The sequence below is a fragment of the Roseateles sp. genome, from assembly GCF_047654805.1.
Lineage (GTDB): Bacteria > Pseudomonadota > Gammaproteobacteria > Burkholderiales > Burkholderiaceae_C > Pelomonas.
Genome location: NZ_JASGIV010000001.1, coordinates 632233 through 655198, shown reverse-complemented (window position 1 = coordinate 655198; position 22966 = coordinate 632233). Strand labels below are relative to the sequence as shown.

The 22966-nt window shown below is 66.2% G+C and carries 13 protein-coding genes and 4 pseudogenes; 12 read left to right on the top strand and 5 right to left on the bottom strand.

Going from position 1 to position 22966, the window contains the following annotated elements; translation table 11 throughout:
* Positions 1 to 16: 16 nt before the first annotated feature.
* On the bottom strand, positions 17 to 2161 hold the full coding sequence (locus QM732_RS02970) for a family 43 glycosylhydrolase (RefSeq protein WP_415659329.1): 2145 nt from the start codon (positions 2159 to 2161) through the stop codon (positions 17 to 19).
* Positions 2162 to 2259: 98 nt separating this feature from the next.
* Here QM732_RS02970 and QM732_RS02965 point away from each other — a divergent pair.
* A pseudogene (locus tag QM732_RS02965) lies at positions 2260 to 3102 on the top strand (IS5 family transposase); the annotation flags it as partial.
* Positions 3103 to 3464: 362 nt separating this feature from the next.
* Here the strand turns inward: QM732_RS02965 and QM732_RS02960 are convergent.
* A complete protein-coding gene (locus tag QM732_RS02960; protein ID WP_415654718.1) occupies positions 3465 to 4499 on the bottom strand; it encodes an AraC family transcriptional regulator in 1035 nt (344 codons plus the stop codon).
* A 259-nt stretch (positions 4500 to 4758) separates the two neighbouring features.
* On the opposite strand from QM732_RS02960, the gene QM732_RS02955 reads away from it, so the two are divergent.
* Genes QM732_RS02955 through QM732_RS02935 form a run of 5 tightly spaced genes read left to right on the top strand, consistent with a single transcriptional unit; the run spans position 4759 to position 13152 of the window.
* The gene (locus QM732_RS02955) at positions 4759 to 5844 is read left to right on the top strand and encodes an efflux RND transporter periplasmic adaptor subunit (protein WP_415654717.1); all 1086 of its coding nucleotides are present in this window, start codon (positions 4759 to 4761) and stop codon (positions 5842 to 5844) included.
* 10 nt (positions 5845 to 5854) lie between these two features.
* The gene (locus tag QM732_RS02950) at positions 5855 to 8914 is read left to right on the top strand and encodes an efflux RND transporter permease subunit (RefSeq protein WP_415654716.1); all 3060 of its coding nucleotides are present in this window, start codon (positions 5855 to 5857) and stop codon (positions 8912 to 8914) included.
* Positions 8915 to 8928: 14 nt separating this feature from the next.
* Positions 8929 to 10383: a TolC family protein gene (locus QM732_RS02945; protein WP_415654715.1), complete on the top strand. Its 1455-nt coding sequence runs from the start codon at positions 8929 to 8931 to the stop codon at positions 10381 to 10383.
* Entirely contained in the window at positions 10380 to 11657 is a 1278-nt protein-coding gene (locus QM732_RS02940; protein ID WP_415654714.1) for an NAD(P)/FAD-dependent oxidoreductase, read from the top strand. The genes QM732_RS02945 and QM732_RS02940 overlap by 4 nt, the downstream gene beginning before the upstream one ends.
* 40 nt (positions 11658 to 11697) lie before the next feature.
* On the top strand, positions 11698 to 13152 hold the full coding sequence (locus QM732_RS02935) for a patatin-like phospholipase family protein (protein WP_415654713.1): 1455 nt from the start codon (positions 11698 to 11700) through the stop codon (positions 13150 to 13152).
* Positions 13153 to 13212: 60 nt separating this feature from the next.
* Here QM732_RS02935 and QM732_RS02930 read toward each other — a convergent pair whose 3' ends face one another.
* Positions 13213 to 14355: a S41 family peptidase gene (locus QM732_RS02930; protein WP_415654712.1), complete on the bottom strand. Its 1143-nt coding sequence runs from the start codon at positions 14353 to 14355 to the stop codon at positions 13213 to 13215.
* Positions 14356 to 14430: 75 nt separating this feature from the next.
* Here QM732_RS02930 and QM732_RS02925 point away from each other — a divergent pair.
* The 3 genes and pseudogenes from QM732_RS02925 to QM732_RS02915 all read left to right on the top strand — a co-directional run.
* A pseudogene (locus QM732_RS02925) lies at positions 14431 to 14688 on the top strand (transposase); the annotation flags it as partial.
* A 227-nt stretch (positions 14689 to 14915) separates the two neighbouring features.
* Positions 14916 to 16265: an IS110 family transposase gene (locus tag QM732_RS02920; RefSeq protein WP_415654711.1), complete on the top strand. Its 1350-nt coding sequence runs from the start codon at positions 14916 to 14918 to the stop codon at positions 16263 to 16265.
* Positions 16266 to 17201 (top strand): annotated as a pseudogene (locus QM732_RS02915) (IS3 family transposase); the annotation flags it as partial.
* 51 nt (positions 17202 to 17252) lie between these two features.
* On the opposite strand, the pseudogene QM732_RS02910 reads toward QM732_RS02915, so the two are convergent.
* Positions 17253 to 17423: pseudogene (locus tag QM732_RS02910) on the bottom strand (integrase core domain-containing protein); the annotation flags it as partial.
* 289 nt (positions 17424 to 17712) lie between these two features.
* Here QM732_RS02910 and QM732_RS02905 point away from each other — a divergent pair.
* The 3 genes from QM732_RS02905 (at position 17713) to QM732_RS02895 (ending at position 21265) form a co-directional block, all read left to right on the top strand.
* Positions 17713 to 18054 carry a hypothetical protein gene (locus QM732_RS02905; RefSeq protein ID WP_415654710.1) on the top strand — a complete coding sequence of 114 codons (342 nt, stop codon included), beginning with the start codon at positions 17713 to 17715 and terminating at the stop codon, positions 18052 to 18054.
* Positions 18041 to 19399, top strand: a complete 1359-nt coding sequence (locus QM732_RS02900; RefSeq protein ID WP_415654709.1) for a HipA domain-containing protein — start codon at positions 18041 to 18043, stop codon at positions 19397 to 19399. Before QM732_RS02905 ends, QM732_RS02900 begins: the two co-directional genes overlap by 14 nt.
* A 399-nt stretch (positions 19400 to 19798) precedes the next feature.
* Entirely contained in the window at positions 19799 to 21265 is a 1467-nt protein-coding gene (locus tag QM732_RS02895; RefSeq protein WP_415654708.1) for an IS5 family transposase, read from the top strand.
* Between the two features lie 144 nt (positions 21266 to 21409).
* On the opposite strand, the gene QM732_RS02890 is transcribed toward QM732_RS02895, so the two are convergent.
* Positions 21410 to 22879, bottom strand: coding sequence for a Fic family protein (locus tag QM732_RS02890; RefSeq protein WP_415654707.1), 1470 nt, complete (start codon positions 22877 to 22879; stop codon positions 21410 to 21412).
* Between the last annotated feature and the right edge of the window lie 87 nt (positions 22880 to 22966).

Genomic DNA, 22966 nt, shown 5'->3' with positions numbered 1-22966 from the left:
TACAGAGGCATCATACCTACGGCCGGCCGCGCCCGTAGGTGAGCGGCTCGCCCACGTCACCGGCCTTGAATGGCACCTGCAACGGGTCCATCGCGCGAATCGCGCCGGCCGACGTGAACTCCATCTTCGCCAACACCGTCTGCCGCTGGAAGCCGCCACCTTCCGGAAGTGCATGGCGGTGGTAGGCCACGTACCAGCGATCGGTACCCGGCACATTCACGACACTGTGATGGGCCGTGCCCACCGCCACCCCGTTCCTCTGCAGGACGATGAATCCATTCTCGGGCGAGGTCACAGGCCCAAGCGGCGAGTCTGCCGTTCCCCAGCCGACGCGGTAGTCCGGGCTGCGCGCATCGTCGATCGACCACATGAAGTAGTACTTGCCCGCACGCTTGAACACGACGGCGCCTTCACGATGGTCCTTCAATGCGATGGTCTGCACCGGTCCGTCGACAGTCACCATGTCGGACTTCAGCTTGACGACATTGCCCAGCTTTCCGTTGCCAAAGTAGAGATAGGCTTGGCCATCGTCGTCGATGAACGGATACGGGTCGATGGTGTTGGTCTGCACGCCCGAGCCCTTGGCGATCAGGGGCTTGCCGAGTGCGTCGACAAAAGGCCCGAGCGGCGACTTGGCGGTCGCGACGCCGATGGAGCCCTGCGCGCAGAAGTACATGAAGTAGGTGCCGTTTCGCTCAATGACGTCCGGTGCCCAGGCTTCGATGTTGGCCCACTTCAGGTCGTTGGCCACGTCAAGGATCTTGCCCTCGTTCTTCCAGTCGACCAGATTCTTGGACGACCAGACTGAGAAGTCGGTCGTCTGCCAGTTGGGCTTGTCCGAGGTCGGGTAGAGGTAGTAGGTGTCGCCGAACACGCGAATGGCTGGGTCGGCGGTATAGCCCTCCAGCACGGCCGGCGGCGCCGGCGCGGGCTGCACAGGCGCGGTGGAGGGCTCGGCAGTCTCCAGGTTCTTCGCCAGCCACGCAGGCACGGGCAATACGGTCCCGTGTCGCTGGCCTTTGGACACAGCCACGCTGTCCGACACGTCCGACCACGTGACCCAGTCCCCGGTCTCGAAAGCGCCATAGCGACCATCGGCGTAGTAGTCCACGTACAGCCTTGCCTTGCTGCCTGAAACGGTCAGGGTCGGACCTTCGACACGCTTGCTGGCCACCAGCGGATTTGGCATCAAGCGATACGGTCCAAGGGCAGCGTCCGCGACGGCCCAGCGGATTGCGCCCCACTGCTTGGACTTCTGGCGATCACCTTCCTTAAACACCGCGATGTAGCGGCTACCGTTATTCACGATGGTCGTGTCAATGTGGTCGAAACCCGGATCGATCAGCAGCTGAGGTTCGCTGAAGGTCGCGAAGTCCTTCGTTGTGACGAAGTAGGTGCGGTTGTTCATCCGCTCCGTAGACTTGGTCTCGACGAACCGACCGTCGATATCGGACGACCACGTGATCACGTACTGCTGACTCGCCGCGTCGAAGAAGGTCTCCGGCGCCCACGCGTTCTGCGTGCCCTTGACCTTCTCCAACAGCGGCAGGTACTGCTGCACAGACCAGTTCACGAGGTCGTTGGACGAGGCGTAGCCGATACCCTTGTCTTCCCAGCCAGTGGTCCAGACTAGCCGGAAGATGCCGTCCGGCCCGCGCAGCAGGTGCGGATCCCGCATCAGGCCGCTACCCACGGCAGGCTTCAGGTAGAGCTTCCCCAGGTCCTTCCAGTTGCGTCCGTCCTCGCTCGTGGACAAGTGCAGACCATCCCCGCTACCTTTGAACGACGTAAACACCCAGGTGTTGATTGGCCACTTGGTCTGCGCCGTCGCCAGACTGGTTCCAGCGATCAGCAGGACTGCGGCGAAGGATTTCAGTTGGGACGAGGCAATGGACATCCAGTCTCTTTCATCAGGCATTGATGGCGCCTCGGCGTCGAGCGACACGGCGTGCAGGCCTTGCACCGTGGCGTCGGCTCGACCCATGGGAATGAAGCGCGTCCGCAAGGCATGCAGGGCTTGCGAGCCTAAATCCCCACGACCAAGGCGAGCTATGAATAAGCGCGCCTGAGATATACGAAACATGACGGACCGGGCATGCCTTCCGTCGGTGCCCACCGCATGCTGTCGAAGCAAGTGGTCGATAGATCGTGGTGTGCGCATGTCCACTTCGATGTCTTTCTCGCCCCGCTCTAGGGAAATGCTGTTTTATCCGGGCTGACCGCGATGCGCTGTAGGCGTGGAGACGGCAGGATCACCGCATGAGTCAACGCAGCTTTGCCAGCGCCGAGTACGCGATGAAGAAGAAGCTCACGCGGCGCGAGAAGTTCCGCGCCGATATGGAGCGCATCGTGCCGTGGCCGCGCCTGATCGCCGTAATCGAGCCGCTGTATCCCAAGAGTGGTCGGGCCGGCCGCCCGCCGATCGGGGTGTCCAAGATGCTGCGCATGTATTGCCTGCAGCAGTGGTGCGGCCTGGCCGACGAGGCGCTGGAAGACGCGCTGTATGACAGCCAGGCGCTGCGCGACTTCGTTGGCATCGATCTGTCGCGCGAGTCGGTGCCGGACGCCACGACGCTGTTGAAGTTCCGCCGCCTGCTGCAGGACAACGACCTGACGCGGGCGCTGTTCGACGAGATCAACGTGCGCCTGAGTGCGCAGGGACTGCTGATACGTGAGGGCACGATCGTCGACGCGACGATCATCGCGGCGCCCAGCTCGACGAAGAACGAGGGCAAGACGCGTGACCCCGAGATGCACCAGACGAAGAAGGGGAACCAGTGGCATTTCGGCATGAAGGCCCACATCGGCGTGGACGCCGAGTCGGGCTTGGTGCACACGGTGGTGGGCACGGCAGCCAACGTCGCTGACGTCACGCAAGCCGGCGCGCTGCTGCGCGGGGACGAGACGCACGCCTTCGGCGATGCGGGCTACCGCGGCGTGGGCAAGCGCAAAGAGGCCCAGGCACCGCAGTGGCATGTGGCCATGCAGCCGGGCAAACGCCGTAAGCTGGACCTCACGCGCCGTTGGGCGCAGTTGCTCGAGCAGGCCGAGCAGCTCAAGGCCAGCGTGCGGGCGAAGGTCGAGCACCCGTTCCATGTGGTGGATGGGCAGTTGCCCCCTTTGGAGATGGTTGGCATGCCGCAGCTCGCCACGCCCAACGTACCTAGCGGAGCAACGGCTGGACCTCACACTCAGCCGGCAGAGAGCGTTGTGCATCAGCGGGCAACCCCACCGCCAGCAGTGCCTGCTGGCGAAGCGGCCACCAATGGCTCATCTGACGGCTTCGACACGCCAGATACTGGACTCACTTCGCCGGGACACAAGGCACCATGAACGATCACGCAGCAGCAAAGCGGCCGGTGCGCACCGCGGCTTGGCAGGCTGCACACGCTCCTGCAGATGCTCGGGAAAGCCGTCATCTGTCCCAGGGGCGTCAGATCAATTCCGATTTCCTCAATCGACCTTCATGACCGCAGTACTGTGGGCAGTTGGCCCGTCCAGCGCTTGAAGGCTCGGCGGAAGGAGCGCGCGTCGGCATAGCCCAGCGCCTGCGCCACCTCAGCGATGGTCATCGTCGTGTGAGCAAGCAAGTCACGGGCGCGCAGCAGCCGGGTGTCATCGCGCAGCGCCCGGAAACTCGTCTCTCGCTCGGCGAGACGGCGGCGCAGGGTGCGCTCGCTGACGTTGACCTGGCTGGCCATCTGCTGTTGCGATGGTGGTTCGTGAAGGCCGTAACGCAAGCGGTTGGCGACCGATTCGATGAGGTCGTCCTGGCCGATGGGCACATGCAGCAGCCGGTTGAGCTGCTGACGCACCAGATCGCTGGTGATGCGGTCATGCCCCGGCAGCCGTACATGCAGCCACTTGGACTCAATGGTCAGCCGATGCTCGTCCGCCTGGAAGCGCACGGGACAACGAAAGAAGCGCTCATACAAGCGGTGGTGCCCCTCGTTGGGATAGGCCAGATCGACCTGTGCCGGCCGAAAGCTCGGCCCCACCATCGCACGCACCACCGCGACGGAGCCAGCGAAAGCCTCCTCCACAAGGAAGGCTTCGATCTCCAGATCGAACACCCGGGGTGTAGCCGTAAGGTGCATGCGGGCGCCGTCGGCGATGAGGTGGTGCTCCAGCAGGGAGCCGGACTGTGTCTGGCGTTCCAGCCCGTAGTGAACCGCCTCGCCCAGCGTCTCGCATGTCAGCATCGCGAGCCCGGCCAGTCCCCAGGACACAGGCCTCTCGCGCGCCCCCACGGCCAGACCCAGCGCAGGCTCGTCCAGCATGCGCTGGGCCCGCAGGATGAGCGCCCGGGTCTGCTGGTGCGACACCAGCACGTCGGGCATCGCCAGGTCCTGAGGACTCAGGCCCAGACCACGGCACAAACGCTCCGTTGACAGGCCGCGGTCCTCGGCCAGCCCCAGCAGCATGCGCGCCACGCCGGGCACGAGGTTCGCCAGGTGGCGGGTATCGCGCGGATTGGCATCGGTTCGCAATTCAGGCATGGCAATAAAGTTGAGACCTCTTGGCCTGTTCAGCCCCATCAAGCAGCCGACACGGGGCGCATGCCTAGGGGACTCGCAGGCCGACAAGGGCTTATTGATAGCACTCGTCAGTAAATCACGCCCTGTGGCCAGCCGGCTAAGAACAGCAGAACGCAGACCAGAAATGTACCCGTCGTGGCCGGATATGTTCCGTCATAGGGGAACCCTGATCCCTAGAGTGCGAACCCATCGACACCCTCAGCGATCTGCCAACAGCCCCATGTCCGCCTTTCGTCCCTCCCTCCCCTCACCCGTTCTGGCGGCGAGCGCTGTGCTGCTCGCCACACTGACCCTGGTCGGCTGCGGCAGCGCCGACAGCGCCGCGCCGCCGGCCGCACCTCGCCCCGTGCTGGTGGCGCCGGTCGTGCAGGCACCGCTCGGCGGGCTGAGCTTTGCCGGCGAAGTGCGGGCCCGCGAGCGCGCGGAGCTGGCATTTGCCGTGGCCGGCGTGGTACGCGAGGTGCGGGTGGAGCCCGGCGCCACCGTGCGGCGCGGCCAACTGCTCGCACGCATCGACACCACGCCGCAGCAGGCCCAGCTCGCCGCCGCCGATGCCGAAGGCCAGCGGCTGCAGGCCGCACTGGCCGAGGCGCAGCGGCGCGAGACCCGGTTGAAGGCAGCGCGCGACAGCGGCGCGGCCAGCGAGTCGGAGTGGACCGCCATCCAGGCCGAGGTGCAGGCCGCCCGTGCGGCGCTCGCCGCCGCACAGGCGCAACGCACCGCTGCCGCCTGGAGCCGTGAGCAGACGGAACTGCGCGCGCCCTTCGACGGTCGCATTGCGATGCGCCAACTGGAGATCGGCCAGGCGGTCGGCGCGGGCGCGCCGGTGCTGGCGGTCGAGGGCCGCGGCCGTGAGCTGTGGCTGGCGGTGCCGGCTTCGCTCGCGCTGACGGTAGGTCAGACCGTGAAGATGCAGGGCCCGGCCGGCGAGGCCACTGGCAAGGTGCAGGAGCTGGGCGCCCGGCTGGAGGCCGGCGGCGCCCGCCGCGTGCTGCTCAGCGCCCCCGATGCCTGGCCCACGGGCGAGGCGGTGGCGGTGCAGCTGTGGCCCGCCGACGGCAACGCGGCGCTGCAGGTGCCGCTGAGGGCGGTGCAGCTGGACCCGACACGCCCCGGCCAGGGCCAGGTGCTGCGCCTGCCGGTCGGCAAGGCCGTGCCCGAGACGGTGGCCGTCCAGCTCGGCGCCCTGCAGGGTGAACTCGTGGAAGTACGCAGCGGCCTCAAGCTGGGTGAACAGGTCGTCCTGGCCGGTGGTCAGTCGCTGGCGGCCAGCCAGCCTGTCACGGCCGTGAGCCGCCTGCGCTGAGGAGCACGCCATGAGCATCGCCTCCTATGCCTTGAAGCGACCGCGCTTCGCCTTCCTCGCCGCCCTGCTGCTGGTGCTGTCCGGCCTGTGGCTGGTGCTGGACTTCCCCTCGACCGAAGAACCGCAGGTCACCATCCGCACCGCCACCGTGCTCACCCTCGTGCCCGGCGCCTCCGTCGAGCGCATGGAGCAGTTGGTGGCCCGCCCGTCGGAAGAAGCCATCCAGACCCTGCCCGAGGTCAAGCGCGTGAAGACCACCGTGCGCCCGGGCTTCGCCTTCAGCTACGTGGAGCTGGAGCCCAGCGTCGGTCCGCAGGCGCTGCCTGCCGTCTGGCAGCGTCTGCGCAACCGGCTGGCTGACGTGCAGCCGCGCCTGCCGCAAGGGGCGGTCGGCCCCATCGTAGACGACGAGTTCGGCCGCGTTGCCGTGCTGACCGTGGGCCTGACCGGCACCGGCTACACACCCGGCGAGCTGCGCGAGCAAGCCCGCCAGATGCGTGACCGCCTCTACCACCTACCTGGCGTGGAACGTGTCACGCTGCATGGCGTGCGTGACGAGCAGGTGCAGGTCAGCCTAGACATGACGGCGCTGGCCGCGCAAGGCCTGGCACCGGCGGCGGTGGCCGAGGCGCTGGCGCGCCGCAACATCGTGGCACCCGGCGGCTTCGTGCAAGTGGGTGGCGCGCAGCTGGCGCTGCAGGTCAGCGGCGACGCTGCCAGCACCGCCGAGCTGGCACAGACCCCCGTGGCACTGCCGCGCGGCGGCTGGCTGCCGCTGGGGCAGTTGGCCCGCGTCGAGCGCGTGCCAGTGGACCCGGCCAGCACCGGCGCCTTCGTCAACGGCCAATCGGCTGCCGTGCTCGCGGTCTCCATGGACCCGGGCCTGAACGTGACCAGCTTCGCCGAGCGTCTGCGTGAGGCAATCGACCGACTGGAAAGCCAGCTGCCGGTCGGGATGGCCCTGGTGCCCATCACGGACCAGGCTCAGGTCGTCGGCAAACAGCTCAAGCAGGTCGGCCAGGTGTTCCTGGAGACCACCGTCATCGTCATGGGCATCGTGGTGCTGTTCCTGGGCCTGCGCACGGGCCTCATCGTCGGCGCCATCGTGCCGACCACGGTGCTGGGAAGCCTGGTGGTGATGAAGCTGCTGTCCATCGACCTGCACATCATCTCCATCGGCGCGGTCATCATCGCGCTGGGTCTGTTCGTGGACAACGCCATCGTCGTGGCCGAGGACATGGAACGGCGCCTGAGCCTGGGCGAGCCGCGCGAGCAGGCGGCAGCGCAGGCCGGCCGCACGATGTTCGTGCCGCTGCTGGTGTCGTCGCTGGCCATCATCCTGACCTTCATGCCGCTGGTGCTGAGCCAGACCGAGACCGGCGAGTACCTGCGCAGCATGGGCATCGTCATGGCCATCGCACTGCTGCTGTCGCTGGTGCTGGCGGTCACCGTCACGCCCCTGCTGTGCCAGCGCTTCGCCCACCACCATGCCGAGCTGAGCCGCACGGCTCGCGCCGTCGAGGCTCTGACCGGCTGGTACCGCGGCAAGGTGCGCTGGGTGCTGGGCCACAAGACGGTCTACATCGGCAGCATGGTGGCCTTGCTGGTTGCTGCGGGTTGGCTATTCGGTCATGTGCCGTCCGAACTGATGCCAGCCTCCGAACGCCGCCAGCTGCAGATGGCCATCGAGCTCGCGCCCGACAGCAGCGGCAACACCACCTTGGCCACCGCCAGCCGCATCTCTGCGGCCTTGGCTGACAACAAGCGCTTCCCGGAGATCCAGAGCCAGGCGGTCTACGTCGGCGATGGCGGCCCGCGCTTCATCCTGGCGCTGAACCCGCCCACCCCGGCCTCGCACCGCGCCTACGCCGTGCTGAGCCTGGCGCCAAACACCACCCATGAACAGGCGCTGACCCGCCTGCGCGAGGAACTGCCCAAACTTTTCCCGGAGGTGCGCTTCGAACCCAAGCGCTTCTCGATGGGCTCGGCCGAGTCGGGCCTGGCGGTGTTCCGCCTGTCCAGCGCCGACGGCCAGTCGCACCATGCGGCAGCCGCCCAGCTCACCGAAGCCCTGCGTGGCCTGCCCGGCATCGTCGAGCTGAGCAGCGACGCCGAGCGCGCCATCCCGCAGTTGCAGGTGCAGGTGGACCAGCTCAAGGCGGCCGCTGCCGGCCTGTCCAGTGCCGACATCGCCCGTCAGCTCGACACATTGCTGGCCGGCCAGGCCGTCACGCAGTTCCGGGACGGCGACACGCTGCTGCCGGTCGTGCTGCGCGGCCCGGCCGAGGCACGTGACCGTGTCGAACAGCTGCGCGCCGCACCGCTGCTGCGCCCGGACGGCCGTGGCACCGTGCCCCTGGGCCAGGTGGCCCAGGTGCGCCTGGCTGCCGAGCCCTCGGTCATCCAGCGCTACAACCAAGAGCGCACCGTCACCGTCACCGCCAAGCATGCGCACTGGACCGCCCAGACGCTGGCCGACGCCGTGGCCAAGGAGACGGCAGCGCTGCAACAAGCCGGCAAGGTACGCATCGCACTGGGCGGCGAGATCGAGGAAAACGCCAGCGCCAATGGCGCCATCTCGGCCCTGTTGCCCGCCTGCGTGGTGGCGATGTTCCTGCTGTTCGTGTGGCAGTTCGAGAGCCTGCGCAAGAGCCTCATCGTGCTGGCCAGCATCCCCTTCGTCAGCATCGGCGCCGCGATTGCACTCAAGCTCACCGGCACGACGCTGACCTTCGTCGGCACGCTGGGCCTGCTGGCGCTGGCCGGCATCATCGTCAACAACGCGGTGCTGCTGCTGGACGCCATCGACGAGGCCCGCGCCAGCGGCATGCCGGCACTCGACGCCATCGAGGACGCGGCCGCCAAGCGCCTGCGCCCCATCGTCATGACCAAGATGGTCTGCATCCTGGGCCTGGTGCCGCTGTACCTGTTCGGCGGCGCGGTCTGGACCAGCCTGGCCGTCGTGATGATGGGCGGCCTGGCTCTGGGCACGCTGATCACGCTGGGCCTCATCCCTGCCCTCTACGCCGTCGCCTACCGCGTGCCGGCCCCGGTCGCTAAGGCCGCCTGATACCCCAAGACGCCATGACTGCAACTCTTTCCCGCCGCCCCATCGCACTGGCCGCCCTGGCCCTGTCGCTGGCCCTGGGCGGCTGCGCATCGGTCACCCCGGGTACGCAGCTGCCGGTGCTGCAGGCCCGCCATGACGCGCCGCTGCCGGCCGCCACCGGCCGTAGCAGCACGCCCGACGCCGCCGACCGCGCCTGGTGGCAAGACCTGCGCGAGCCCGCGCTCGACGCCCTCGTCGCGCAGGCCGAAGCACGCAACCTGGACCTGCAGGCGGCGCTGGCCAGCGTGCGCGAAGCCCGTGCCCGCGCCGGCGGCGTGCAGGCCGAGTCGCGCCCGCAAGGCGGGCTCGGCGTGCAGGCCCAGGCCACGCGTCCTGCGCTGACCGAGGTCGACCCCTACGACCAGGGGCAGCCCCGGCCGCCCGAACGGCGCCTTATCACGCTGGGTCAGGCGCTGAGCTGGGAGATCGACCTGTTCGGTCGCGCCGGCACGGCCCGCGCCGCAGCCGAGCGCGAGGTGGACGCTGCCGCAGCCGACGCGCGTGGCGCCCAGGCGCTGCTGCAGGCCGAGGTGGTGCGCCGCTATGCCGCGCTGCGCCAGGCCCAGCAAGCCGAACGTCTTGCAGCAGAGCAAGTGACCATCGGCGAGCGGCGGCTGGCGCAATTGCAGGCCCGTGCCCGCGCTGGCCTGGCCGATCCCCGCGAGGCCGACGCCGCCGCCGGTGAACTGGCCCAGTTGCGCGCGACCCAGGCGGGCTGGGCGGCGCAGGCACCCGTGGAAGCGGCGGCGCTGGCCGTGCTGGTGGGCGAATCGCCGGCCAAGCCTGGTGCGGAGTTGCAGCGCCTGCTGGCGCCCGCACCGCTGCCTGACGTGCCTGACGACGCCACGCTGACCGTCCCCGCCGACCTGCTGGCACGCCGGCCCGATGTGGCCCGCGCCGACGCGCTGCTGCGCGCCGGTCTCGGCCAGCAGGTGCTGGCCGAGCGCGCCCACCTGCCGCGCCTCTCGCTGGCGGCCACGCTGGGCCTGCAGCAGACGGCTGGCAACCTGGGCCAGTCCAACGCGGTGCGCTACGCGGCCGGCCCGGTGCTGCAATGGGACTGGCTGGACAGCGGCCGGCGCGCCGCGCAGATGGCCGCCGCGAAGGCCGGCAACGAGCGCGCCTGGGCCCAGTTCGAGCAGACCGTGCTCACCGCGCTGGCCGAAGGCGAGTCGGCATTGCGAGGCTGGCAGGCCCAGTGGCAGGGCTGGCAGCAGGCCCGCGTGGCGGCGCAGGCGGCGGACAAGACCTCGGCCTACACCAGCCGCCGCGCGGCGATGGGGCTGGAGCCGGACACCACCGCGCTGGCAGCACGCCTGCAGCGCCTGGCGGCCGAGCAGCAGCAGCTCCATCAGCAGGCTGCAGCCCTCGCAGCCTATGCCCAGGTGCAACTGGCGCTCGGCGCCTGGCAGCCCCGGGACCAGCCATGAGCACGCCGCGCATCGTCATCGTCGGCGGCGGCATTGCCGGGCTGCTGCTCGCCACCGGGCTGGGACGTCAGGCCAAGGCCCGGGTGACCCTGGTGGACAGCAGCTTCACCCATGTGTGGAAGCCCATGCTGCACACCCTGGCCGCCGGCACGCGAGACGTGCAGCTGCAACGGGTGAATTTCCTTGCCCATGCGCAGCGCCAGGGCTACGCCTTCGAGCCTGGCGAGCTGGTCGGCGTGGACCGCGTGGGGCAGCGGGTGCGGCTGGCACCGCTGCTGGCGCCGGATGGCTCGGTGGCCGTCGAAGCCCGCGAGCTGCCCTACGACTGCTTGGTGCTCGCACTGGGCAGCGGCATCAACGACTTCGGCACGCCAGGCGTGCGCACGCATGCCCATGCCATCGACAACCAGGGGCAGGCCGAACGCTTCAACGCCGCGCTGCGCTCGCAGCTGCTGCGGGCAGCCATGCATGACGACGAAGTGCGCGTGGCCATCGTCGGCGGCGGCGCCACCGGTGTGCAACTGGCCGCCGAACTCAGCGAGCTGATGGAGCAGGCCTCGGGCTTCGGTGATGCCGGCATGCGGCGCCGGCTGCGCCTGAGCCTGTTCGAAAGCGCACCGCGGCTGCTGGCGGCCTTCCCGGAGCGCATCTCGACCGCCAGCCAGCAAACGCTGCAGGGCCTGGGCTTCGAGATCCACACCAGCACGCGCGTGCACTCGGTGTCGGCCGCTGGCGTGGAGGTGGCGGGCATGGGCCTGCAGCCAGCCCAGCTGACCGTGTGGGCTGCCGGTGTCAAGGCGTCGGACGTGCTGGCCGGCATTGATGGCCTGCCTACCAACCGCCTGCAGCAACTGCTCACCACGCCAGGACTGCACAGCACCGGCGACGAGCACATCTTCGCCATCGGCGACTGCGCCAGCCTGCAGTTGCCTGACAGCGAACGCTCCCTGCCCCCGACCGCCCAGGTGGCCACGCAGCAGGCCCAGCACCTGGCGCGTCACCTGATCAACCGGCTGCATGGCAGGCCGCTGCCAGACTTCCGCCACCGCGACCTGGGCTCGCTGGTCTCCCTGAGCCGCTACAGCGCCTACGGCACGCTGGGCCGTGCCGGCGTGCTGCCGGGCCACTTCCTCAGCGGACGGGTGGCGCAGATGGGCCACGACTGGCTGCATCGCCGCCACCAGGCCGCCGTGCTGGGCTGGGCGCACACCGGGCTGCTATGGGTGACCGAGCGCCTGCACCGCCGGGCGCTACCACCCATCCGGCTGAGCTGACAGGTGAAACACGAGCCGGCACGGCGATGAAGCGAACCCGATGAACGCGGAGACCAAGGCCTTGAAACGACTGATGCCCTATGCCGCACTGCTGGCGCTGACGGTGCTGGCCGGCTGTTCCAGCTACCGGCCTTGGATCAACCCGCCACTGGCTGCCGTGTCTGCGCCTGAGCAGCCGCTGCGTCCCATGCCACCACCGGCTACCCAGCCGGTGGTGATGGCCGTCACGCTTTCGGGTGGTGGCGCGCGGGCGGCCGCGTTTGGGCTGGGCGTGCTGCGGGAGCTCAAGGCCACGCGCTTCACGCTGAACGGCCAGCCCACGACACTGCTGGATCACACCGCGTTGATCAGCGGCGTGTCCGGCGGCAGCATCCTGGCCGCGCACTACGCAGCCTTCGGCGATGCTACGCTCGACCGCTTCGAGCCCGACTTCCTGCTCGTGCCCTTCGAAGGGCGCCTGATCCGCGAAGCCCTGTGGCCAGAACGGCTCTACAAGCTCACGTCACCGTGGTACGGCCGCAGCCAGATCCTGGCGCAGCGGCTGGACGAGCTGTTCGAGGGCCGCACCTTTGCCGATGTGCGCAACCGCCCCGGCGCGCCGGACCTGATGATCACGGCCACCGACCTGACCACCGGCGCGCCCTTCGACTTCACGTCCGAGCAGTTCCAACTGATCTGCTCCGACCTGGGGACGACACCGCTATCCTTCGCAGCGGCGGCATCGTCCGCCGTTCCGTTACTGCTATCGCCGGTGACCGTGCGCAACCATGCCGGCACTTGCTCTTTCCCAGCCGCTACTGCAGCCGAGTCGCAAGGGCAAGACTACCGCGCACGCTTGCTGCAAAGCAGCGTCGAGAGCTACCGCAACGTCCAGGAGCGCCCGTTCATTCACCTCGTCGATGGCGGCGTGACGGACAACCTCGGTGTACGGTTGATGCTGGACCGACTGGTGGCCGTGGGCTCGATGAGCGCCAACTTTGCCGGCGTTAAGCCCGGCACGCTGCGCCGGCTGATACTGGTGACCGTGAACTCAGAGCGGGGGCTTGCTGAACGCGTGGACGGCAGCGACCGAGTGCCCTCGACGACGCAGGTGCTGGAGTCCCTCATCTTCGGCGCCGGCTCGCGCGAGACGCAGGCGACGCTGGCCATGCTCAACGACGACCTGCGGCGCTGGCGCGACGAGATCCTACGCACGCGCGGTCAGCCTAGCAGCCCCTTCGCATCAGATGCCGAAATACACGTCATCAGCGTCAGCCTGCACGACGTGCCGGACGACAAGATGCGGCACTCGCTGTTGCGAGTGCCGACGGCCTTCACCATCGAGGCAAGCGACGTGCTCGACCTGCAGCGCGGTGGCGCGACCGCACTCCGTGAGTCCGCGGAATTTGAGCGGTTAAAGCGCTCTCTTGAGGCGCTCGACAGCCCTTCGGCGTCGTCGCAGGAAACCAACTGCCGACATGACGGCCAATCATGTTCCGAACCTACGTCGCGGTGACCGAAGACCCGCCGATTGCCAACAGCGCTCCCTGACGCATTCCCCGCGGGGTTCCAAAGCCTATTGCTTCAACGGCCGCAGATAGGGCCCCGGCTTCACGACCGGGATGGGCTCCGCGGCGATGCGGCGCTTCAACTCGGCCACGGCCGCGTCCAGCTGTGCGTCCTGACCCATGAAGCTCGCTCGCGGAGGGTTGTCGACCTCGATGTCGGGCGTCACGCCGATTCCCTCGACGAGGAAGTGGCCATCCGCGTCAATCTGGCCCTCCTCGGCGGCACGCATGATCCCGTTGTCGACGAGGCGGTTCTGATCGGACAGCCAGACGCCCGCCCCCGAGCTGCGGCGGCCGACGACGGGGCCGAGCTTGAGGCGCTTGAAGCCTTCGGAGAAGGTTTCGCCGTCGGAATAAGTGTCCTCGTTCATCAGAACGACGGTGTGGCCGCGGAAGGCGTGCTGCATGTTCTGGTAGGGCGGCGCACCGCCAGGCGAGCGCGGCTGCCAGAAAACCCAGGCGCGACGCAGCAGCTTCTCGAGGATCCAACTGTCGACGTTGCCACCATCGTTGTAGCGCACGTCAATGATGAGGCCGTCACGGTCGCTGGCGGCGTAGAACTCGCGCACGAAGTCGGCGATGTCGCTCGGGCCCATCTCGCGCAGGTGCACGTAGCCAATGCGGCCCTGGCCGGCGGTCTCGACGGCGCGCGCGCGGCCGACGCGCCAGTCGTTGTAGCGCAGCTGGTTCTCGCGCATCTGCGCAACCGGCGTGACGATGCGCTGCACCGTCTTGCCGTCGGCGTGCTGCACGTCCAGCAGCACCTGACGACCGGCCTGGCCGCGCAGCAGCTCGAGCAGATGGGGTGCGTCGGCCGTGGGCCGGCCGTTGACGGCCGTGATGAGGTCGCCGACCCTGATATCCAGCCCCGGCACGGCCAACGGCGGCGCCTCGGACGGAAGCTCGGCCTCGTGGGCGTAGATGGCGTCAATGCGCCAGCCGCCCGGCGCGCGCGAAAAGCGCCCGCCCAGGCCGGCAAGGCCGGGCACGTCAGCGGCTGGCCGCGTGTCGCCGGGGCCGACCTGGCTGTGCAACGCGCTGATTTCGCCGATCATCTGCGCCATCAGCTCGGCGAGCTCGTAGCGGTCGGTCACGCGGTCCACCAGCGGCTCGTACTTGGCGCGCACCGCGACCCAGTCGATGCCGTGCATGGCCTTGTCGTAGTGACCTTGCCCCCGAAAAACGTAGTTCTTAGCTGATGGTGAAATCACAGCAAGGAACGAGAGATGACGAAGCAAGTTCGAGGCAAGTACACGCTGGAGTTCAAGCTTGAGGCCGTGAGGCTGGTCAAGGGCGGACAGTCGGTGGCGGTGACGGCAAAGGTGCTGGGCATCCCCAAGGCGAGCCTGAGCAATTGGGTGCGTCTGAGCGAGGCCGGCACGCTCACGGGAGCAGGCGACAAGCCGGTGACGCCGGAGCAAATGGAGTTGGCCCGGCTGCGCGCTGAGCTCGCCCGAATGACGATGGAGCGAGACATCGCAAAAAACGTCCATCGCGGCGTTGCCCCGTCCCAATGGCAAGAAACACGGGGATGCCTACACTGAGCCGTCGGAGCAGTGGCCGTCAGCTTTTTGGAGGCATCCGTCCCCGTCAAAAAACGTGGCCCGTGGGGATTTTGCGGACCCAGCTGTGGTGGCGCATCATGCGACCCCGATTAGGAAATTGATTTGAACCGCTCCCCTGTCCGGCGCTTTGCCTACAGGAGGTTGCCATGTCCAAGAACGGGAAGGCGATCGGGCTGCCGATCGTCAACGTGCGAGCCGCCGGCATCGACATCGGCTCTCGCATTCAAGTCGCCGCGGTCCCGCCGGAGCTGAGCGACGATCCAGTGCAGACATTCCAGAGCTTCACCGCCGATATCGAGCGCATGGCCGACTGGCTGGTCTCGATGGGCATCACGACAGTGGCGATGGAGTCCACCGGCGTGTACTGGATCCCGGTCTACGAGATTCTGGAAGACCGAGGCTTGACCGTCGTGCTCGCCAATGCCCGCGACTGCAAGACCGTGCCGGGGCGCAAGAGCGATGTCAACGACGCGCAGTGGTTGCAAAGGCTGCATGCCTGCGGCTTGCTGCGGGCCAGCTTCCGCCCTTCGCGTGACATCGCGGCGCTGCGCGCCTACATGCGGATCCGCGACCGGCACCTGGAGTACGCCGCCGCGCACATGCAGCACATGCAGAAGGCCCTGACCCTCATGAACCTTCAACTGCATCACGTGCTCAGCGACATCAGCGGCGTGACCGGGCTGAGGATTATTCGGGCGATCGTCGCCGGCGAGCAGGATCCCGACGTCCTCGCTGCCATGCGCGACGTGCGCTGCCGCGAAAGTCTCCAGACCATTCGCGCAGCGCTGGTCGGCAACTACCAGCCCGAGCACGTCTTCGCGCTATCGCAGGCGTTGCTGCTGTTCGATGCCTACCAGGAACGCATCGCCGACTGTGATCGGCAGCTCGAGCGTGCGCTGCAGCTGCTGAATGCGGACAAGGCAAAGCCCGAGACGCCGCTGGCCAAGCCGAGAACCAAGACCAAACAGGTGAACGCCCCGAAGTTCGATGTGCGGGCCATGCTGTATCAGCTCACCGGCATCGACCTGACCCTGATCCACGGCATCGGCTCCAGCGTGGCCCTGTCTCTGATCGCGGAATGCGGGACCGACCTGAGCCGCTGGCCCACCGAAAAGCACTTCACCTCTTGGCTCTGCCTATCGCCAGGCTGCAAGATCAGCGGCGGCAAGGTGCTGTCATCTCACACCCGCAAAAGCAACAGCAGGGTGGCCTGCCAGTTGCGGCTGGTGGCATCGACCGTCGGTCGCACCGAGACGGCGCTCGGCGCGTTCTACCGACGCTTGGCGGCGCGCATCGGCAAGGCCAAGGCGGTGACGGCCACCGCGCGCAAGATCGCCATCCTGTTCTACCGGGCGATGCGGTTCGGCATGCGATACGAGGACCCAGGTGCCGACCAGTACGAACAGCGCTACCGCGAGCGCGTGGTCAAGCAACTGCAGCGTCGTGCCGCCCACTTTGGCTACTCGTTGCAGCCGGCCGGGGACGGTGTTTCTTAGGAAAGCGGCGGCGTACTTTGCGCAGGACCTTCTGCAAAGTACGCCTGGATTCAAGAAGTGAGTTCGCATTGGCCGGTCAGCGTGAGCTGCGAAGTGCTAGGCGTGAGTGTGAGCGGATATTTCGAGCATCGGCGCCGCAAGGCGGCCGCGCAGTCCAGCAAGGCGGGCTCTGGACGCCGCTTGAGCGATGAAGCGGTGCTGACCCACATCCGGGCAGTGCACAGGGAAGTTGGGCAGGAGTACGGCTGGCCGCGCATGGCCAAGGAGCTGGTCGCCCGAGGCCACCGAGTGGGCAAGGAGCGGGTGCGCCAGTTGATGCACCGCCACGGCATCCGTGCCAAGGGCAAACGCAGGTTTGTGGTGACGACAGACAGCGAGCACGGCCTGCCGCTGGCGCCGAATCTGCTGCAGCGGGACTTCACCGCCGAGGCGCCGAACCTGAAGTGGACCAGCGACATAACGTACATCGAGACGGCAGAAGGCTGGCTGTATCTGGCGGCGATCCTCGATTTGCACAGTCGCCAGGTCGTGGGCTGGAGCATGCAGCCACACATGCAGACCAGCCTGATCACGGACGCCCTGTGCATGGCTTGGTTCAGACGGCAACCCGCGCCCGGACTGATCCTGCACAGCGACAGAGGCAGCCAGTATTGCAGTCGAGAATTCCGCGGCCTGCTGAGCAGCTACGGCATGCGCTCGTCGATGAGCCGCAAGGGCGATTGCTGGGACAACGCGCCGACCGAGAGCCTGTGGGGCAGACTGAAAGTTGGCAGGCTCTACGGGAGAAAATTCGCTACCCGACGACAGGCGATGGACGAGGTTATTGCCTGGCTGACGTTCTACAACCACCGGCGACTCCACTCGTCGTTGGGCTACGTCAGTCCCATGCAGTTCGAGCAAAGCTGGCACGCGGCACAGCTCAAAAACGCCGCGTAACAACGTTGCTAAGAACTACGGGCAACAGGGGCAAGGTCACCGGGGGCGTCCATACATGTACCAACGGACAAACTCAGCAGCCCAACTGCGCGCTGCATCGAAGTCGTCGAAGCCCCTTGTGGGGAACTCCGGTCGGTATTTGGCCGTGCGGAACAACGACTCCACGAAGGCGTTGTCATCGCTCACGCGAGGACGGGAGTACGAGGGCTTCACGCCCAGCCAGCCTGCTCGCAGGCTTTGAGAACGCTACTTCGAGTGCAGACACCTGACATCTTTTCCAATGAATTGACTACTCCATTAGTCATTTTTTCACCATAAGAGCCGCTTTTGATTGAATTGCCTAGTGTGGTAGACATTTTCCACGTTTTTAAAGAAACATCCGTGGAAATGCCCACTGCACTAGTCACCTCATAGTCCCAATTGATATTTTTCAAAAAATGGCTATTAAAATGGTCGTTTTCTTGATTTTTCCTATCCAGATGGCTACAGTGACCATTGGAGTAGTCACTTTATGAAGTACACGATTCAATCGCCAGCAGATCTGGGCCTCTTGCTTCGCGCAGCACGCAAAAGCGCGAAGGTGCGCCTGGATGATCTGTCCCGCACGGTAGAAGTCAGCAAGCAGACCACAGTCAACGCCGAGAAAGGCAAGTCTGTACAGCTCAGTACGATCCTCCGTCTGCTCAATGAGGTGGGCCTCACGTTGACGGTTGATCTGCCAGACTCGGCATTGCCTGCTCTCAACAAGGCCCTGCTTGAAGCCAAAGAACGCACAAGCTCGACCGTGAACGCCAGCGGGTCAACAACGCCCATCGCGCATCGACTCTTGGCCAAGGACGATGACCGTGCGTAGCCTGCAGGTCTACATCGACCGCACGCGGGCGGGAACTCTCAGCGACGAGAACAACCTCTGGGTTTTTGAGTACACCCCAGAGTGGGTTGCCAAGGAACGCAGCTTCGATCTGTCCCCAGCACTGCCTCGCCACACCTTGCGTCACGAAGACGGCGGCACACTGCGCCCGGTGCAGTGGTACTTCGACAACCTCCTTCCGGAAGAGCTGCTGCGCCAGGCGATTGCGAAGGAAGCGGGCATCAAAGACCATGAAGATGCCTTCGCTCTGTTGGAGTACCTCGGCGCCGAGTCGGCAGGCTCCCTGACTCTGCTTCCGGAGGGTATAGCGCTCACGGAGAAAAACGAGCTGATCGAACTCTCCGACAAGACGCTCAGCCAACGCATCCAGTCATTGCCAAAGCAGACGCTTTCGAAGAGCGCGCCGAAGCGCATGTCCCTGGCCGGAGCGCAGCACAAGCTGCTCGTCGTGCTCAAGAAGGACGCCTTGTATGAGCCTGTGGGCGCCACTCCCTCAACTTACATCCTGAAGCCCGACCATCCTGAAGCGGGGACGTACCCCGCATCGGTGTTCAACGAGTACTTCACCATGCGCCTGGCGGACGCTGCTGGACTCAAGGTTCCGAATGTTGCCATGCGGTACGTGCCTGAACCGATATACCTGATTGAGCGCTTCGACCGCAAAGTCAAATGGCCGCGGGGGAAGTCCGGCCCCCTAACCGCCCCCGATGTCGAGAGGCTTCACGTCATTGATGGGTGCCAGCTGCTGAATAGGGCAAGAACATTCAAGCATTCAGGCGCCACGCTAGAAGCGCTTGTACAAATCGTCGAGGCCACGACCGTCAAGATTCAGACCCGCACCAAGCTGTTCACTTGGTTGGTCTTCAACATCCTTGTAGGGAACGACGACTGTCATCTGAAGAATCTCTCGTTTCACGTACGCCACGATGCCATCGAACTCGCACCCCACTACGACCTCTTGTCGACGGGCGTCTATCACACCAAGGCGTTCGCAGACGACAACGGCAAGTGGAACCACGTGCCTATGGCCTTCCCCCTCCCAGGCGCGAAGACCTTCGGTGACGTGACCCAAGAGGCTGTGATGGCTGCCGCCGACTTTCTCGGCCTACCCCGCCCCATCGCGCAGCGCATCGTGATGAAGGTGACGGGCGGCGTAGAAAACGAGTTCGAAAAAATCTTGGCCGAACACGATGAACTCGCAAAGACCGCACCGGCCGACCGGGCCGCAAACATCGCCATTGAGAGTCGCCTGCTGCGTGTAGCGCAACACATCACGCTGCGCGACATGATCGACCGGCTGACCCGCCGAAGCACACGTGCGGAATAGAGGGAAATCCACAGCGCAAGCTGCGTCTCCTTCTTCAGCGGCCGATCAGTGCCGTACTTCTTGCTGGCTGGCGTCGCTACATAGGCCGCCTCCATGTCTGCGAGTCTTGCGTGCAGTTCCCGCAGCTCATCGGCGGACAACACGCGGTCACGCTTTGCGTCGGCCCCTTCGAGGCGGGAACGTCCTTACCAAAGAAGGTGCCGGCCACGCTTGGCCGTTTGCTAAACGAACCGCGCGGTAAAGTTTTTCAGCTAGGTTTTCACCATCTCCGAGTAGTCAGGCCTGCAAAACGCCTGGAACCCGCATGAACACTGGCATTGCGGGTGATCGCCGATAGTCCGAACTCCCAGTTTGCGTTGCAATGACGCGCAGTTCCTGGGAGTTTGGAGACCACCGCCGATGGCCACCGACGACTTCTTCCGCGCGCGCCTGGAGCAAATGATCGACATGCGCCACGCGCTGGCGGTGCTGGCCACGCGCATGCCGTGGGCGCAGATCGAGGCGTCGCTGGCGCCGCTGTTCGCGCACCAGGATCGCTCCGGCCGTGTGATCGAGGACACCGACCTGTTCGGCCCGACACTGGCGGTGGCCGGAGCCGGCGTGAGCCAGCGTGGCCGCCCACGGCTGCCGATCCGGCTGATGGTGGCGCTGCTGTACTTGAAGCACGCCTATGGCGAGAGCGACGAGTCGGTGGTCGAGCGCTGGGCCCAGGACGTGTACTTCCAGTTCTTCAGCGGACAGGTGTACTTCGAACCGCGGCTGCCCTGCGACGCGACGCAGATCGGGCGCTTCCGGCGGGTGCTCGGCGAGGCCGGCGTGGAGCAGTTGCTGAAGTCCACGATCGAGGCGGCCGTGGGCATGAAGGCGATCCGGCCCGCGGAGTTCGAGCGCGTGATCGTCGACAGCACGGTGCAGGAGAAGGCCATCGCTCACCCGACCGACAGCCGGCTGCTGGAGGTGGCGCGCGAGAAGATCGCGCGGCTGGCGCAGCGCGCGGGCTTGCAGCTCAAGCAGACGCATCAGCGCGAGGGCAAGACGCTGCGCCGGCGCGCGGCCGGCTATGCCCACGCCAAGCAGTTCAAGCGCTTGAAGCGCGTGCTGCGCCGCCAGCGAACGATCCTCGGGGCGCTGCTGCGCGACGTGCAGCGCAAGATGGTGACGCTGCCGCAGCAGGCCCAGGATCAGCTGAACATCTGGCTGCAGCGGGCCGAGCGCATCCGCACACAGCGTCCGCACGACAAGGGCAAGCTCTACGCCTTGCACGCGCCGGAGGCGGAGTGCATCGGCAAGGGCAAGGCCCGCCAACCCTACGAGTTCGGCTGCAAGGTGAGCCTGGCGGTGACGCACAGGCAAGGCCTCATGGTGGGCGCCAGGAGCTTCCCCGGCAACCCGTTCGACGGCCACACCCTGGCCGCACAAATCGAGCAGACCACGGTGCTGCTGCAGGACCTCGGTGTGAAGCCCACGACGGCCATCGTCGATCTGGGCTACCGCGGCGTGGATCACGAGGTCGCGCCGGTGCAGGTGATCCATCGCGGCAAGCACAAGACGCTGACCAACACGCAGCGCCGCTGGCTGAAGCGTCGTCAGGCGATCGAGCCGGTGATCGGCCACACCAAGCACGACAACGGGATGCATCGCTGCTGGCTCAAGGGCAGCGAGGGCGACGCCTTGCACGCCGTGCTGTGCGCGGCCGGCTTCAACATCCGCTGGCTGCTGCGTGCCATCGTGCGTCTGGGCCTGGCGGCCCTTCTCTTGTACTTGCGCAGCCTCGCTGCATTGGCCTGGCTGGCCCTGCATCGCTCCGCGACCGCCTCAGGCCGATCAACGGCCATCGATCACCGGCTCGCCTTCACGCTGCGCTGAGTTGGTGGAATAGAAATTTGCAGGGCCGACCCGAGTACGGTGCCCTGGTGTCTCCCATGTCGCGCATCTCGGCGAGAGTGCGATCCTGCAGCATCCGCAGGCGCCACTGGACACGCACAGCGCACGCGCACCTGCGCTCACGGCTCATCTGGGCACCACATCCAGGCGCGGCACCACTTCATCATCATCTTCGCCGTTGTCGGGCAGTAGCTCAAAAGCCTTGAAGACCGCGTATTCGACGCGTTGGGCCAAGTCTTCGTTGTTAAAGACCCCGGGGTATGTCTTGCGCAGCTTTCCACTGACTTTCATGTTGGTCACCAGCGACCGAATAATCGCCGCGTAGTCTTCGTCGCGGCCCTCAATGATTTCCTTGAGGCTCTCGCTCGCAGTGTCATAGCGCCGCAGGTACACGGCCTCGTCCTTGAGCCCGTGCAGGATTGAATGACGGATAACGTCAACCAAGTAGGCTGACTGGAGGGTGAGGTCTGCATAGCGCCAGGTGGGCAGGCCCCTGTTCCAGTCAGCTACGTGCAGGTTGGACTCGACACCATCTTCGTACAGCACCGTTGCGCCGAACTTGCACACCGAATCCATCGTGGCTATCAAAGGCCGCGAGAGATGCTCCAAGGCGGTGTCGTAGGCGGCGCGCCGCATCGCGTTCTCGCTGATCACCGCCGACACCGGCAGGATCACGGGCGCTGGCAGAAAGCCATCGCGCCGAAGGATGTCGTTGATCAAGAAGCGAGACAGCCGACCATTGCCGTCCCCCAGTGGGTGGATGTAGACGAAGCCAAAGGACAGCGCTGCTGCTCGAAGCAGCGAGCTTTGCCCACGAGTGCGTTGCTCGAACGTCCGCAGCCCGTCCATCATCTCGACCACTATTTCATGTGGCGGCGCCAGGTAGTCGATTACGGGTTCGAAGATCGAATTGGTATGTCCGACAAACACTGGGGACCGGCGGATACCTAGCTTGGCGCCCACCATCTTGTCGCCCATGATGGCCCGCTGAATCTCAAGCATCCCCTCTTCCGTGAGGGCTGACTCGATCTTGCCGCAGTGCGTGCTCATGGCCCGCGCCAGCCGGCGAATGCGGTCCTCTGCCTTACCTTCGGACTCGATGGCGAAGCTGGCCTTGCTCTCCTTGATCGTCAGCCAGTTGACAGCACGCTCGATCGTCCCAAGCCCGAACTGATCAACCATGTTGTCAATCTCAGCGCGCAGCAACGCGGGATCGACCACACACTGCCTGCGAATGTCGACCATCGGGCAAAAAGCACGGGTACCCGGTAGGTTGTTGTTGATGCGCCAGCGGCGCACCTTGTCCGGCACCGTGGCCGTGAAGTACTGCGACGAGTCGAGCAAGTCGACGTAGTTTCCGCCAGCGTCGCCCACGCCATCCAGGATGGAGCCGGTGAGCCATTCGTAGAGGAAGCCGCAGCGGCGCGCGTATGCCCCCGTGTACTCTTCCTTCGCCCACGCAGCGATCGGCTCAGGTCCGGTGACCTTGAAGAGCCGGTCGAGAAAGTCCAGGTCGACTCCCTCATACTTGAGCGCAAACGTCAGGTGTGCGCTCAGCGTCGCGTTAGGCTGGTACTGTGCTGGGTACGTCTCCACCGTGAAGCCGTTTGACGCTGCGCTGGAGCGCGCTGAGCCTATAAGGCTCCGTACCCTGAAGGGTTGCACCGGCGCCACGCCGTACGC

Excerpts from the sequence above, each read along its gene's own strand:
- QM732_RS02970 (WP_415659329.1), bottom strand. The coding sequence starts at position 2,161 with ATGCGCACACCACGATCTATCGACCACTTGCTTCGACAGCATGCGGTG.
- QM732_RS02960 (WP_415654718.1), bottom strand. The coding sequence starts at position 4,499 with ATGCCTGAATTGCGAACCGATGCCAATCCGCGCGATACCCGCCACCTG.
- QM732_RS02955 (WP_415654717.1), top strand. The coding sequence starts at position 4,759 with ATGTCCGCCTTTCGTCCCTCCCTCCCCTCACCCGTTCTGGCGGCGAGC.
- QM732_RS02950 (WP_415654716.1), top strand. The coding sequence starts at position 5,855 with ATGAGCATCGCCTCCTATGCCTTGAAGCGACCGCGCTTCGCCTTCCTC.
- QM732_RS02945 (WP_415654715.1), top strand. The coding sequence starts at position 8,929 with ATGACTGCAACTCTTTCCCGCCGCCCCATCGCACTGGCCGCCCTGGCC.
- QM732_RS02940 (WP_415654714.1), top strand. The coding sequence starts at position 10,380 with ATGAGCACGCCGCGCATCGTCATCGTCGGCGGCGGCATTGCCGGGCTG.
- QM732_RS02935 (WP_415654713.1), top strand. The coding sequence starts at position 11,698 with ATGAACGCGGAGACCAAGGCCTTGAAACGACTGATGCCCTATGCCGCA.
- QM732_RS02930 (WP_415654712.1), bottom strand. The coding sequence starts at position 14,355 with ATGCACGGCATCGACTGGGTCGCGGTGCGCGCCAAGTACGAGCCGCTG.
- QM732_RS02920 (WP_415654711.1), top strand. The coding sequence starts at position 14,916 with ATGTCCAAGAACGGGAAGGCGATCGGGCTGCCGATCGTCAACGTGCGA.
- QM732_RS02905 (WP_415654710.1), top strand. The coding sequence starts at position 17,713 with ATGAAGTACACGATTCAATCGCCAGCAGATCTGGGCCTCTTGCTTCGC.
- QM732_RS02900 (WP_415654709.1), top strand. The coding sequence starts at position 18,041 with ATGACCGTGCGTAGCCTGCAGGTCTACATCGACCGCACGCGGGCGGGA.
- QM732_RS02895 (WP_415654708.1), top strand. The coding sequence starts at position 19,799 with ATGGCCACCGACGACTTCTTCCGCGCGCGCCTGGAGCAAATGATCGAC.